Here is a 13,703-nt window from a genome sequence, read left to right on the forward strand (position 1 = left end):
TTACTTAAAAATTTTTCTGATTATATATAGTATACCGTATTTTTTTACCGAATTTAATACGGTAATTACCCAATTATAGGGTTGTAGATCTTCTTTTAGTTCGTGTTTCACTAATTTCATTTGCTCAAAAGATATTTTTCTTTGTAAATTCAGTTTGCGAAGATCTTGTTCTATTTCTTTAAAAGAGTTGTATGTTTTTTCCATAATGTATTTAGTCAAAAAATTCTTTAGACATTTTTCTAATGATGTTTTTGTCAATTTGTTTTCTAAATAGGTATCCTATAGCTGTACAGATAAATAATGCAGTTGCCATAAGTAAACAAGCTAATGGAGCACTACCTATTATTTGACTTAACCAGATTGCTCCTGAAACGGTAAGAAATATCAATCCTAAGAAAAGCAAGCTACCTATGATGGCAAGCTTGCTTAAAAAAGAAAATGCTTTCGTTAACTGCTGAAAAGCTTTAAGCTTATAATATTTTTGTGAAAACTTAACATAGCTCTCCCCCCAACTTAAAGCTTTATTCGAAGTTTCATTTATGGATTCTAAAACTTTCATTATGATGTTTTCTGCAGTTTTTTAGTACGAGCTTTTAATCTATCCAATTTCTTTTCCAAAGAGGTAATTAAATCCTCTGCTTGGTGACTAGCATCAGAAACAATGGCTTCTAATTGATCATCTAATGTTTCTTTTTTTGTTGAAAGTGTAGCGGCCATTTGATCTTTCAAAGTAATGGCTTCATCAGCGATACGATCTCTTGTAGCAGATGCTTCTTCTACTATTTTTTTTCTGGTATTTGATCCTTTGTCTGGCGCGAACAAGATACCTAACGTTGCACCAATAGCTGTTCCTGCAAGAACGCCTAATACTGTATTACTATTATTACTCATTATTTTAGTTTTTATGTTAAACTTGATTTATTACAAAGATCTTGAAAAACAGTGGTGTACGTTAACTCAAATCATAGGGAAGTTAACGGAAATGAATTTTTCAAACGCGTTATTATTTATTCGAAAAGGGTTAATCTTTATTATGGAACTTAAATAATTTTGGGTAATTAAAGGAAAGCAACATGTCTGATACAATTATAATTACCTATCCTTTTACAGGAGAAGTTTTACAAGAATTTACAACTTACAGTAAAGAAAAGTTAGAGGATTGTTTAAACCATTCCCAAAGGGTTTTTACTGATTGGAAATTCCAACCTATATCTTATCGTACCCAGCTATTAGAAAGGTTGAGCGTTCTTTTAGAGGAAAATAAAACGGATTATGCTAATCTTATTACTCAAGAAATGGGGAAACCCTATAAAGAAAGCATAGCAGAAATCGAAAAGTGTATTTGGGTAATAGATTTTTATAAAGTAAATGCTGCTAATTTTTTAGCGGATGAGTTAATACAAACGGAAGCACAAGAAAGCTTTATTAGTAAGGATCCATTGGGAACTATTTTAGGGATCATGCCGTGGAATTATCCTTTTTGGCAGGTATTTCGCTTCGCTGTTCCTACATTGACCGCAGGCAATACGATTTTATTAAAACATGCGAATAACGTAACTGGTTGTGCTCTCGCGATACAGAATATATTCGAAGAGGCAGGCTATCCAAAAGGTTGTTTTCAAACTATTATTGCCACTCATCAACAAATAGAACAAATTATAGAAAGTAAAATAGTAAGGGCAGTTAGTCTTACAGGTAGTGAAAAAGCAGGGCGAAAAGTAGCTGAAATAGCAGGAAGAAATCTTAAGAAAGTCATTCTAGAGTTGGGAGGAAACAATCCTTGTATTATACAGAAGGATGCTGATCTGGAAACACATATTAGAACCATAGTTAGGGCAAGAATGCAAAATACCGGTCAAAGCTGTATCGCTGCAAAACGATTTATTGTCGAAGAAGAGATTTATGATGAATTTCTTCAAAAATTTAAAGAAGAAATTAAACGATTAAAGTTTGGAGCACCTCTTGATCCCAAGACTGAAATAAGTACCATGGCAAGAGAAGATCTTGCGATAGAACTGCAACGCCAAGTGGATGCATCTATTGATATGGGAGCAAAAATATTTCTTGGTAATAGACGCGACAAAGCTTTTTTCGAACCGACCATTTTAATAGATGTCCAACCAGGAATGCCTGTGTTTGACGAAGAGGTTTTTGGACCAGTAGCAGCGGTTACAAAAGCAAAAGGTCAGGATCATGCGTTTGAATTAGCGAAAACATCAAATTTTGGCTTGGGTATCATGGTTTTTACACAAGACATTGAAGCAATTAGAAAACGAATTGGAGAAGTAGAAGATGGTGCTTTTTTTATAAACGAAATGGTGAAATCTGATCCTAGATTACCATTTGGAGGCACAAAAAATTCTGGATTTGGAAGAGAATTGTCCAAAGAGGGAATATTGGCATTCGTTAATGAGAAAACTGTTTATGTTAAATAGAAGTAGAATCAAAAAAACATAGAATGAAATTTATTAAAGAGAAAGACGAAGAAAGACAAGATTATATTTTTCAAAAAAATAAAAAAACAAAACTAGGAGCAAAATTTATAGCATTAGTGCTAGTGCTCTTAATTATAGGAGTGATCACATCAGGATTTTTATTAGAGTTTTTTTAGAGCATTCGATATGAATCAATAAAACTAGGTATTGAGATAAAAACCTACAGGAAAGAAAAATAAATTTGAATTAAAAAATAATAAATGATACAGAAATTAATATGGGTGTTATTAATGTCACCATTGGCAATTATAGCGCAAAAAACTACGGTAGAATTAGAAACGTTTAATGAAATTAAGGTCTATGATGCTATTAGCGTCAATTTGATTCGATCAAATCAAAATAAAGCTGTGATAACCGGTGATGATGTGAATCAGGTAGCCATTGTTAATAAAGATGGAAGACTTAAAGTTCGAATGGAAATCGATAATATGTTAGACGGTAAGGACACAAAGGTTACTATTTATCATTCTGAGAAGCTGAATTTAATCGATGCTAATGAAAATGCAACCATAACATCCGAGGATATTATTGACTCAAAATATATCAGCATTCGAGTTCAAGAGGGAGCAAAAATAGCGTTAGAAGTTAAAGCTAGAAAATTAGATGTAAAAGCAGTATCAGGAGGAAAAATAAATGTTTCGGGAACAGTGCCAAATCAAGACGTAGTGGTACGAACTGGAGGTCGATATTATGGTGAGGACCTCAAAACGAAACAAACGGATGTAACTGTATTTGCAGGAGGCGAAGCTTTTATACATAGCGATGAATTTGTAGAAGCTAATGTTACTGCCGGAGGAACAATTGAAATATATGGTAACCCAGAAAACGTAAAGGAGGATAAAACCTTTGGGGGAGCTATTGTAATAAGAAAATGATTTGTTGTGAGTAGATTAGTTTGATTGATTATGCGTGAAGGGGGATGAAGAATATTGTTTTATCCCCTTTTATAGTCTAATCAAATAAGTAGATCCAGAGTATAGGTTTAATCATGTAAAAAAAATCAAATGGCTAAAATAAAACAAGTAACCATAGATAGAATTCCAGAATATGTTGAAGTGGATGACCAAAAGGTAAATAACATCATAGTAAATACGGAAATAGAATTTCATCCCTTGGATGTAATAGGAAATATGGAATACATATTACATCTTTTCGTGTTCGATATTCATGGTACAAAAGACGTTCCGGTACTTTTGTCAAATTGGGATGATTCTAAGATGTTGAGAATTGAATGTGACAAGAGAAAAGATGATTTTTTATGTAAAGAAACTATTCTCTTAAGATCCGAAGAAGTACAGAAAAAAAATACTACCATCAAAACACCTATGGCCTTAAAATTGGGAAAGTTACAAGATAATACCTCGGTATATTCTAGACAATTCAAGGTTTTTGCAACTATTATCCCTGCGATTGATAGGGCTTCTAAATGGTCGGAGTCTTTTGAGTCTCAATTGGTGTTTACTGCATAATTAAAATAAATAAGAATGAATGTTTCGGAACAATTACTAAATATTTTGACGGAAGAAGGTGTTCGGCACATCTTTGGCGTTGCTGGAGATGCTCTCAATCCCTTAGTGGACGCTATTGCTAAACAAGACAAAATACAATGGGTTGGTGTGAACCACGAAGGTAACGGTTCTTATGCGGCTTTTGCGCAGGGGGAACTAAGTAATAACTTTGGAGTCTGTGCCAGTACTGTAGGCCCAGGCGCTCTTCATCTAATCAATGGATTGTATAATGCTAAAAAAGAGAAATCTCCCGTGGTTGCAATTACAGGTCAAATACCGATTGAACATTTGGGGACAAACTATCATCAAGAAGCAGATTTAAAAAAGATATTTGATGATGTTTGTGAGTACCAGGCGATCATCCGCTCTCCAGAAGAGGCTCCTAGAGTCATCCTAAGAGCGATCAAAATAGCTATTAATCATAAATGTGTTTGTAGAATAGAGCTTCCCGCAGATATTGCAAAAATGAAAGCGGAAAACCAACAATTTGTTCATAAAGTGTTTCGATCAAATAGCGTAGTTATTCCTTTAAAAAAGGAACTAGGTGAGGCTGCCAAGTTGATAAACGCGGCAAACAAAATTGGTATTTTGGCTGGAGCAGGTTGTAGAAACGCAAAAAAGGAAGTTTTAGATTTATCGAGATTAATAAAAGCGCCCATTACTCATACTTTAAGAGCTTCAGATATTTTTGATCATGATACAGAAAATGTTGTTGGTCTCACAGGATTAATTGGGAACCCTTCTGGATACAAAGCTGTTATGGATAGTGATTTACTGCTGATGCTGGGAACTGATTTTCCCTACACAGATTTCCTTCCTGAAAAAAGCAAAATCATTCAAATAGATATAGCGCCAGAAAATATTGGAAATCGTTGCCCAATTGATTTAGGGTTGCATGGGGATGTCAAATCAACTGTGGCCTCGTTAGGATTAATTTGCGATAGTAAGCAGGATGATTCCTTTTTGAGTGAATTGAGAGAAGAGTTTAAGAAATGGAAAAAATCTAATGATGCCAAAGCCGATCCTTCGCGCGATATGGAGCCCTTACATCCGCATATTTTTGCAAAAAAGATCAGTGATGTTGCATCAGATGATGCAATTTTTGCTATTGATACAGGAACCGCGGCTATCTGGGCATCTAACTTTATGAATTTTCATTCAGATAGGAGAGCGATCGGTTCATTTAACCACGGTTCTATGGCTGTTGGTCTACCCGCAGCGATAGGCGCTCAGTTACAATATTCTGATCGCGAGGTATGGGGACTTATAGGTGATGGTGCTTTTAATATGTCATTACAGGATTTTTCTACTGCGGTGAAATACAATCTTCCCATAAAAATTATTGTATTTAATAATTCGCAACTGGGATTCGTGAAAATTGAAATGGAAGAAGCAGGTCTAGCTCCAAATTTGGAAGCACTTAAAGTAGATAATTTTAGTTTTTCAGATTATGCAAAACTATGCGGTGGTGATGGAATTAAGGTAACTCATGCAAAAGACATAGTTCCGGCTATAGAAATGGCCAAAAGAGCAACAAAACCTTTTGTAATAGATGCAATTGTTACCAACGCTGAGTTATCCCTACCTCCTAAAATAGGTTGGGAAGAAGCCAAAGGTTTTGGATTATCAAAAATCAAAGAAGTGCTCAGAGCTTTTAACGGAGAGAAAGAACAGTGGGAAAATATAAAACAAGAAATTGAAGCATATTTTGATTAAATTCCTAGTTTGAGAATAAACATAATTAATATAAAACACATGGAAAAACTAGGACTTACTAAAGAAAACTGGGAACGATTTTTAGAATGGGCTTGGGATTTTACGCCAAGCGTACTATCTGCAATTATCATCTTTATGCTCGGTCTATGGATGATACGAATATTTAGTCGAGGACTGAAAAAATTCTTTCAGAAAAAGGATTATGATGAAACGCTTGAACGCTTTCTATATGATTTATTCAATATTGGTCTAAAACTTCTATTGGTTGTTCTTGTGATTACCCAGTTGGGTGTTCAAACTTCATCTCTAGTGGCAATTTTGGGTGCCGCTGGATTGGCCGTTGGTCTTGCCCTTCAGGGATCTTTGTCAAATTTTGCGGGAGGAGTACTTATCCTATTTTTTAAACCATTTAAAATAGGTGATTTTATAGAGGCCCAAGGCATATCCGGTACGGTGAAAGAGATTTCTATTTTTACTACAAAACTAAATACATTTGGAAATCAATTGGCTATTATTCCTAATGGCAAATTATCTAATGATAATATAATTAACTATACCGCTGAAGGGATTAGAAGAAATAAAATTGATATAGGAGTTTCCTATTCTAGTAATATTAAAAAAGCCAAAGATTTACTTCTAGAACTGATCAATGAACAGCAAGGGGTGCTGCAAGATAACCCGCCAGAGGTAGTAGTAACTACTCTGGGAGACAACTCTGTAACACTTTCATTACGCTATTGGGCATCGAATGAGGACTTTTGGGCGATTCACTTTTATACAATAGAAGAAGCAAAAAAGAGATTAGAGGAGAATAATATTTCTATTCCTTTCCCGCAAAGAGAGATCAAATTGTATGATATGCGTGGAGAAGGTAATAAGACTATTGGAGTTTCTTAAAATAGAACAAATAAGAACATATATAAACTGTAAGAACTATGGGAGATCGACCTAGAATAAAAAATGAGGACCAGTATGAAGCCCTTCGCGATAAAGGGTATGGTAAAGAAAAAGCTGCTCGGATTGCTAATACTCCGAATAGCGGAGTAAAAGGAGGCAAGGCATCAAATTATGAAGAGAGAACTAAAGAAGAACTCTATCAGCATGCCAAAAAAATAGGAATAGAAGGAAGGTCAAAAATGAATAAGAAAGAATTAATAAACGCATTACGAAGTAATTAATAAGCATATGAATTATATTCTCATCGGGCTAAAGCTTATCGTTGGTTTAAGTATCTTAAATGTCTGGGTTATTAATCCGAAAAAGGCAACAAAATGGAGAGGAGGTAATGCTACAAATATTGTAGAGGAGTTTCATCTCTATGGCTTACCAACATGGTTTTGTTTTTTTGTTGGATTTCTTAAAATATCGTTAGCAGTATTATTAATAGCCTCTATATGGTTCCCTAGAGTACAGGAAATAGCTAGTTTAGGTTTGGCAGTTTTACTGTTAGGATCAATTATAATGCATTTTAGGGTAAAAGACGCATTGTATAAATCATACCCAGCATTTATTTTTATGATAATGTGTTTGGTTATTGCTTCGAGCACTCATATTTATCTAACTCTCTAAACTTTTTTTTCGGTTTCAGAGAAAACTCGAATAAAATATTCAAAGGTTTTTTTTGCTGACAAAACAGATTGTCTAACTTCACTTTCGGTAAATGAGCTTTTAAGGAGCGTATCGCAAAATTGATTCCACCTTAGCCGGACAGCTTTGGAGTCATCTCCAAAAAAAAACTGCTCTGGAATACCCTGTAAGGATTGGCATTTCTGGATATGATGCTTAATGACCTGTCCGCCGAGCATGGATCCTTCAATGACATACATAATACCTATGACAGATGCAAAGCTATCAGAAAAACTTATTGCAAGTGATTTTGTGTCTTCCCAAAAAACATTAAGGTTTGAAAGATCTTTTTTTAAGGCTTCACTTTTTTTGTTAGATACAAACTTTTGATAAGGTTCAGGTAAAAGTTCTTTGTTACAGATTAATTGATCTTCCAAGGTTTTGTACAAGGTATAGTTCTGTTTGATAAGGGCAATATATTGCTCAAGTGTGATCGAATTTTCGATGATATACTTGGCAAGGTTTTTTTCTTCTGCAGTTTTGTGTAGCAATGAAGTTTCTTGTTTCAGTACTTGTAATATTGATGTACTCATTTAATTTCATTATTTGTTATATGTTAACCAATAGGAGATGATCTTAGGTAGTTTATCTTTAAGGTCAGTGTAGTTTTTTGGTTTTTCAATATAGCTGTTTCCTCCTAAGGCATAAGTTTCTTCAATTTCGTCTGATCGATTTGAAGAGCTCAAAATAATCACTGGAACATTTTTTACACCTTTCTTATTTCTTAGATAATTTAGTACTTCCAACCCATTCATTTTAGGCAACTTTATGTCCATTAAAATACATTTTGGGGGGTAGTCTCTAAATTTAGCAGATTCAAAGAATTGAATTGCGGATTCTCCATCTTCAACATACTCTACTTCACAATCTTTCATCTCTTTTTCTACTACACGTTTCATTAAGTCAATATCGGTTCGGTTGTCTTCAACCGAGACTATGTATGGTCTATTCATTTTTGTTTGTATTTAGATTAAAATAGAAACTGGCTCCTTTTCCCAGTTGAGCCTCTGTCCATATTTGTCCATTGTGTTTTTCGATAACTCTCTTGGCAATAGCAAGACCAATGCCTGAACCTTCATATTCATCATTAACTAACCTGCTAAAAATACCAAAGATTCTGTCTTCATGCTTGGCGTTAAAACCAATACCATTGTCTTTTACATAAAAACTTGAAGCATTACATCCTATTTCAACAATTGGATTTTTGGCCTTTGAAGAGTATTTGAAGGCATTACTTATTAAATTACTCATTAATTGAAAAATCATGGTCTTATCTCCAATAATCTGGGGTAAATAATTAATTTCGAGTTTGGTGTTTGGATGTAAATTTGAAACTTGTAAATATTGTAGCACTTCTTCAACTAAAATATTCATATTTACTTCTTTAAATTCAGTACTCTTTTTACCAAGACTTGAGAAAGATAAAATATCGTCAATTAAAACATTCATCTTTTGTGTAGAAGAAATTATAGTATTTACTGCTTGTTTACCGTAAGAGTCGAGACTGTCAAAATAATCTTCTTTTATAATTTGTGCAAAACCATCAATCCCTCGTAGAGGAGATCTAAGATCGTGTGATACGCTGTAACTAAATGTTTCCAGTTCTTTATAAGCTTTTTTTAGTTGATCATTTAGATTTTTCATCTTGTCATATTTTTCGATGATCACCTCGGCAATATGATCTTTTAACGCAATAGCAGCGGCAATTTCGTAATCTTGCCATGGTAAACTATAACCTTCTTTTTCCTCAGACCATTTCTCGAATGATTTGCGTGGGGAAATTTGATTATTATCTTTTACAACTGATTTATTTGGATTTCCTCCCCAGGATACAGTTTGTATAATTTCTGGTTTAAACCATATTAGAGCATTTTTCTTTTTTGGTGAAATGAACATACATAGAACGCCAGAAGTAAATTTTTTGATAGATTTAAATTGTTTATAATCTATACTAAGACTGCTAGTTTTGTAAATTCCAGATTGTTGTAGGTTATGACAAACTTCAATAATTTCATGAATTATATGATTATTTGGAGCTTGCCCCAAGACTTTAATTTTTCCATCTATATAAATCGCTCCACCAATTGCTTCTGTGACATCTAAAAAAGTTTGTTTCCCAGCAGTAAGTCCCTCAATGATATTCCAATCTTGACTCATTTGTTCAATTAGTAAAGATCTGGTTTCGTTAGAAAGGTTGGTTTTTTCTAATAACCAATTTGTATTGCGAAGACCAAGTTGTGTAGCGAAAACCTGTGTGATAAATTTACAAGATAGTCTAAGATGATAATTTGAGTAACGAGGGGTGTAGTGATGACAAGCAATTAGCCCCCACAGATTTCCTTGAAAAATTATAGCAGCGGTAAGGGTAGCCTTAACTCCCATATTCCTTAAATATTCTATATGAATTGGAGAAACGCTCCTTAATTCTGATTTTGAAAGATCCAATGAAACAGACGTTTTCCTGTTTGCCGGTAGAATGGGAATTGGTTCTGAAGAAACATCTTCAATAATTCGCACTCCTTGCTTCAAAAAGAGTTTTCTTGCCTGTTGAGGTATATCGGATGCAGGATAATGTAAGCCCAGCCAACTTTCGAGATGAGATTCTTTTTGCTCAGCGATGACCTCACCGTTCCAATCTTGGTCAAATTTATAAATCATTACCCTGTCATAGTCAAAGATATCTTTAATGAGTTCAGCAGCAGTATTACACATAGCCAGGGGCGTGCTAGCTGTACTAAAGACTTCTATGATATTCGTGAGTTGTTCTTGAAACAATAATGTGTCTATTTGATTTTCGTCTTTTTCTATTTCCAGAATTAGATGAGTATCATTTCGATGTGATATAATCAGATAGTTTTCTTCAGATAAAGTAGCTTTTATATGGATTTTGTAATCGGTATTTAAGCTTTCTTTGACGCGATTTACGTATTGTTCTGGAATCAAATCATTCAAAGAAAATGTTTCTATTTCCTCTTTAGTTTTATCAAAAAAGGCGAGACAGTTTTCACTGTAAAACGCAATACGATCTGTTTTTAGATCCGAAGCCAATAATACTCCAAACCCTTGAATGTTTCCAATTAAATGAATGGGTTCTTTATCACAATTGGTTAGAGTGACTTTTTTTGGATATAATGTTGAAGGGCTTTCCATAAATTAATTTTGTAGTATTGTTTTATTAAGCGCTTTTTTGTTGAGTAATTTTAATTAGTTATACCCAAATGTTTCACGATCGGGAAGTACATTTTAAATTCAGATCCATTATTTGGTTCAGAATTAGCAGTGATAAACCCGTTGTGGCTATCCATAATTTTTTTACAAATGGCTAGACCTATCCCTGTACCGTGATATTCAGTTTTTTCATGTAATCTATTAAAGAGTTTAAAGATGGACGTTTTGTGTTTAGGGTCAAAACCAATACCGTTGTCTTCAATGGTTACTTCATGAAAGTTGCCGTTTTCTGATGTTTCACCTGGCAAATTTATTATTGTGTAAAAAATTGATACCTTATGAGGTGTATTTGTTTTTCTGAACTTTATAGCGTTAGAGATCAGGTTGATAAATAATTGTTTAACTAAGAATGGAATTCCAGTTATATCTGGTAGTCGTTGTATCTTTAAATCTATATTTTCTTTTTGGATATCTTCTTCAAACTCTATTAAGGATTCTTTTAGTATATGGTCTAAGCTTAGTTTTTCAAATGGTATTAACTTTTTACCTATTCGAGAATAGGTAAGGAGATGAAGTATGAGCTCTTGCATTCGGGTAGCCGATAAATTGATCTTTTCCAGATATTTTAAGGAATCCTTAGGAAAAGAGGTAGCATCCATTCCTTGAATTCTTGAAATAAACATTCTAATTTTTCTCAAAGGTTCTTGAAGATCATGACTGGCAATATGGTTGAAAGAGTCGAGTTCTTCATTAATCTTTAAAAGTTCTTCATTTTTTTGTCTTAATAATTGTTGGGATTCTATAATCTCGGTAACATCTTGTACGACTCCTAACATCATTTGCCCGTCCTTCGAAGGAATGAAATGCGCAGTCAGATAAAAGGAGCGTATCTTTTTAATCTTAGATTCAATAGAGAACTCGAAAGGAGGTAGTACATCTTCGTATTGCAAAGCATTTATTTTGGCTTTTAATTCTCTTTTTTTGTGGTCATTCAAAAAGTTAAAAAAACCATCCGTTTTAAATTGATCAGAATCTTGATCATAATCGAACAACCTATTTATATTATCAGAAAACATCCAAATATTCTTTTTGATGTTCCACCTAAAACTTGCAGTTTTGGAAATGGACTCAGAGTCATTAAGAATTGTATTTTGGAACTCTAAGTTTTTTAAAGAATCTCTTAGCTTACTTTCCGTTGATTTAAGTTGAGTAATATCTTTTGATGTTACTGTAATACCATTTCCTTGTTTAATAGCTTTGCTTTCGAACCACACTTTTTTATTCCCAAAGTTGAATTCACGCTCATATGTGATTTCAAAACCTTCTTTGTAAAAGCAAGCCTGATAAATTTCAAAAATTCCGTTTTCAAAAATAATGGGGAATACCGTTGATACTAGTTTATTTGTTATAGTATCGACATGATCATTTATATACTTGTCGAAATTAGCTGTAATATAGTCTAGATTGAAATCAACAATTTGATTTGTTTCAAAAATTGGAGTAAAATAGCTTATTATACTATCCGAGCGTTCAATCAACGATTTTAAGAATTCTGCAGAATCTAAATGAGAGGATATATTATTTCTGAAAGCCAATAGCGATTAATTTGAAAATGGGTTATTAAACTAAAGATGTTTTTGCGTATTCAAATAATTGTTTTAATAAATTTCAGAGTCATAAGATTTACTTTAAACGAAACACAAATTGTATTTAAATATAATCGTTTCCGGCGCAAAATTAGATTTTGATCCAATAGTGCTAAAGAAATCCCTGATAGTGTTAAATATTACATCAAATGGACAAAAATCATTACCTATTTTTGCTTTACATAGAATTATGAATTTTGGGAGTTTGTCAATGAAGGTTTACCTTAAATATGATATGAATGTCATTTTCAAAAAGACATTAGAACAGCAATTGGATCAATTAAAGATCGATTATAAAATTAATGGAGTGGGAGAAGTGGAGTTTTTGCATGCTTTAAGTATAGATAAAATTAAAGAACTTACAACATTACTATCTGTTTACGGTATACAAATAATTAACGATCATAAAACAGAGGTTGTTCAACGAATAAAGGATACAGTTTCTGAGATGGTTTTAGATATTTCTTCAGAAAAGAATCATAAGATATCAACATATTTACCCGAAAAATTAGGGTACTCATATACGTACCTATCTAGTCTTTTTTCTGAAAGCACCTATACTTCTATAGAAAATTTTTTAATCATAAAGCGTATTGATAGGGTTAAGCAGATGCTAATACAAGATCACTTTACTTTAAAACAAATTGCTTTTGAGTTAGGCTACAGCAGTACTGCGCATTTGTCAGCACAGTTTAAAAAAGTAACTGGACTTACACCCACAAGTTTTCAGAAAATTATAACAAAGCGCTCTGAATTCACAGAAACCCCTAAGAAATCCTAATTTCCTAAACAATGAATTTAGATAGATTACAAGTAGTACTAGTAGATGATGATGAAGATGATAGAATGTTTTTTAAAGATGCTATTGAAGAAGTAGATCTAAAGACCAATCTATCCCTTTTTGGAAATGGACAGGAATTTTTGGACTATATCTTACTTCCTGGTCAATCTTTACCTCATTTGGTGTTCTTAGATCTTAATATGCCAATTAAGAATGGTGTTGAGTGTTTGGAAGAATTAAGGGAATACGAACGATTTAAGGACTTATCAATAGCCATATATTCTACTTCCTCTTCTGACGAGGATATTGAGGATACTTTTGTAAAAGGGGCAAATGTCTATATCAATAAACCGAACGATTTTAATCAGTTAAAATCTGTAATAAAACGAGTTTTAAAAATAAATTGGCAATATCAAACCTCTAATCTTAGTAGAGAAAATTTCCTCTTAAGAGTATAAACCATACTCGAACTATAATAAATCCATCTCTTCTCTGAAAATTCTATAACGTTTTCTGAAAATTCTGTAATGTGTTTCACTTCGTTGTTTACGAAATTTACTAAAAAGTTAAACGCACGAATTATGAAAACGAAACATCACGCCAGAATAGGTAGAGTCTTCAACGATTTAAAAAACTATCCAGGGGGGTCAAAAAATCGTTCTAACCAAACATCGCTGGTAGGTTTCAATACTTCTTTAAAAACGAATCACAGTAGTGAAAGTAGTTTCTCTGAAAGATAGTCCTTCGTAGATGCAAAACACGT

General features: G+C 33.3%; 18 protein-coding genes. 11 read left to right on the forward strand and 7 right to left on the reverse strand.

Annotation, left to right across the window (positions count from 1 at the left end; all coding sequences use genetic code 11):
- Genes BUE24_RS24260 through BUE24_RS13530 form a run of 3 tightly spaced genes read right to left on the reverse strand, consistent with a single transcriptional unit; the run spans nt 1 to nt 891 of the window.
- Nucleotides 1-204, reverse strand: a complete 204-nt coding sequence (locus BUE24_RS24260; protein ID WP_073316549.1) for a DUF6327 family protein — start codon at nt 202-204, stop codon at nt 1-3.
- 7 nt (nt 205-211) lie between these two features.
- Nucleotides 212-559: a hypothetical protein gene (locus BUE24_RS13525; protein WP_073316550.1), complete on the reverse strand. Its 348-nt coding sequence runs from the start codon at nt 557-559 to the stop codon at nt 212-214.
- Nucleotides 559-891 (reverse strand): YtxH domain-containing protein, encoded by a 333-nt coding sequence (locus tag BUE24_RS13530; protein ID WP_073316552.1) that lies wholly within the window; start codon nt 889-891, stop codon nt 559-561. Before BUE24_RS13530 ends, BUE24_RS13525 begins: the two co-directional genes overlap by 1 nt.
- A 182-nt stretch (nt 892-1,073) precedes the next feature.
- Between BUE24_RS13530 and BUE24_RS13535 the strand changes: the two genes are divergently transcribed.
- The 8 genes from BUE24_RS13535 (at nt 1,074) to BUE24_RS13565 (ending at nt 7,288) form a co-directional block, all read left to right on the forward strand.
- Complete coding sequence (locus tag BUE24_RS13535; RefSeq protein ID WP_073316554.1) at nt 1,074-2,435, forward strand: NAD-dependent succinate-semialdehyde dehydrogenase; 1,362 nt, start codon at nt 1,074-1,076, stop codon at nt 2,433-2,435.
- A gap of 23 nt (nt 2,436-2,458) precedes the next feature.
- Complete coding sequence (locus BUE24_RS23965; RefSeq protein WP_170864600.1) at nt 2,459-2,611, forward strand: hypothetical protein; 153 nt, start codon at nt 2,459-2,461, stop codon at nt 2,609-2,611.
- An 84-nt stretch (nt 2,612-2,695) separates the two neighbouring features.
- The gene (locus BUE24_RS13540; RefSeq protein WP_073316556.1) at nt 2,696-3,370 is read left to right on the forward strand and encodes a head GIN domain-containing protein; all 675 of its coding nucleotides are present in this window, start codon (nt 2,696-2,698) and stop codon (nt 3,368-3,370) included.
- A 129-nt stretch (nt 3,371-3,499) separates the two neighbouring features.
- Entirely contained in the window at nt 3,500-3,964 is a 465-nt protein-coding gene (locus BUE24_RS13545) for a hypothetical protein (RefSeq protein WP_073316558.1), read from the forward strand.
- A gap of 15 nt (nt 3,965-3,979) precedes the next feature.
- Entirely contained in the window at nt 3,980-5,719 is a 1,740-nt protein-coding gene (locus BUE24_RS13550; RefSeq protein ID WP_073316560.1) for a thiamine pyrophosphate-dependent enzyme, read from the forward strand.
- Between the two features lie 39 nt (nt 5,720-5,758).
- A complete protein-coding gene (locus BUE24_RS13555) occupies nt 5,759-6,616 on the forward strand; it encodes a mechanosensitive ion channel family protein (RefSeq protein ID WP_073316562.1) in 858 nt (285 codons plus the stop codon).
- Between the two features lie 38 nt (nt 6,617-6,654).
- Complete coding sequence (locus tag BUE24_RS13560; protein WP_073316564.1) at nt 6,655-6,897, forward strand: DUF7218 family protein; 243 nt, start codon at nt 6,655-6,657, stop codon at nt 6,895-6,897.
- A gap of 7 nt (nt 6,898-6,904) precedes the next feature.
- The gene (locus tag BUE24_RS13565; RefSeq protein ID WP_073316566.1) at nt 6,905-7,288 is read left to right on the forward strand and encodes a DoxX family protein; all 384 of its coding nucleotides are present in this window, start codon (nt 6,905-6,907) and stop codon (nt 7,286-7,288) included.
- On the opposite strand, the gene BUE24_RS13570 is transcribed toward BUE24_RS13565, so the two are convergent.
- The 4 genes from BUE24_RS13570 to BUE24_RS13585 are packed head-to-tail and all read right to left on the reverse strand — an operon-like array spanning nt 7,285 to nt 12,108.
- On the reverse strand, nt 7,285-7,878 hold the full coding sequence (locus BUE24_RS13570; RefSeq protein ID WP_073316568.1) for a biliverdin-producing heme oxygenase: 594 nt from the start codon (nt 7,876-7,878) through the stop codon (nt 7,285-7,287). The two genes, BUE24_RS13565 and BUE24_RS13570, sit on opposite strands and share 4 nt — an antisense overlap.
- Nucleotides 7,879-7,887: 9 nt before the next feature.
- Nucleotides 7,888-8,298, reverse strand: a complete 411-nt coding sequence (locus tag BUE24_RS13575; protein ID WP_073316570.1) for a response regulator — start codon at nt 8,296-8,298, stop codon at nt 7,888-7,890.
- A complete protein-coding gene (locus tag BUE24_RS13580) occupies nt 8,291-10,495 on the reverse strand; it encodes an ATP-binding protein (protein WP_073316572.1) in 2,205 nt (734 codons plus the stop codon). The genes BUE24_RS13575 and BUE24_RS13580 overlap by 8 nt, the downstream gene beginning before the upstream one ends.
- 50 nt (nt 10,496-10,545) lie before the next feature.
- Nucleotides 10,546-12,108: a PAS domain-containing sensor histidine kinase gene (locus BUE24_RS13585; protein ID WP_073316574.1), complete on the reverse strand. Its 1,563-nt coding sequence runs from the start codon at nt 12,106-12,108 to the stop codon at nt 10,546-10,548.
- A gap of 109 nt (nt 12,109-12,217) precedes the next feature.
- On the opposite strand from BUE24_RS13585, the gene BUE24_RS13590 reads away from it, so the two are divergent.
- The 3 genes from BUE24_RS13590 (at nt 12,218) to BUE24_RS23970 (ending at nt 13,680) form a co-directional block, all read left to right on the forward strand.
- Nucleotides 12,218-12,940, forward strand: coding sequence for an AraC family transcriptional regulator (locus tag BUE24_RS13590; RefSeq protein ID WP_244548148.1), 723 nt, complete (start codon nt 12,218-12,220; stop codon nt 12,938-12,940).
- Nucleotides 12,941-12,951: 11 nt separating this feature from the next.
- Nucleotides 12,952-13,398 carry a response regulator gene (locus BUE24_RS13595; protein WP_073316576.1) on the forward strand — a complete coding sequence of 149 codons (447 nt, stop codon included), beginning with the start codon at nt 12,952-12,954 and terminating at the stop codon, nt 13,396-13,398.
- A 123-nt stretch (nt 13,399-13,521) separates the two neighbouring features.
- Entirely contained in the window at nt 13,522-13,680 is a 159-nt protein-coding gene (locus tag BUE24_RS23970) for a hypothetical protein (protein WP_170864601.1), read from the forward strand.
- Nucleotides 13,681-13,703 lie beyond the last annotated feature (23 nt).

Origin of the sequence: Aquimarina spongiae (assembly GCF_900141785.1) — a bacterium.
GTDB classification, from domain to species: Bacteria; Bacteroidota; Bacteroidia; order Flavobacteriales; family Flavobacteriaceae; genus Aquimarina; species Aquimarina spongiae.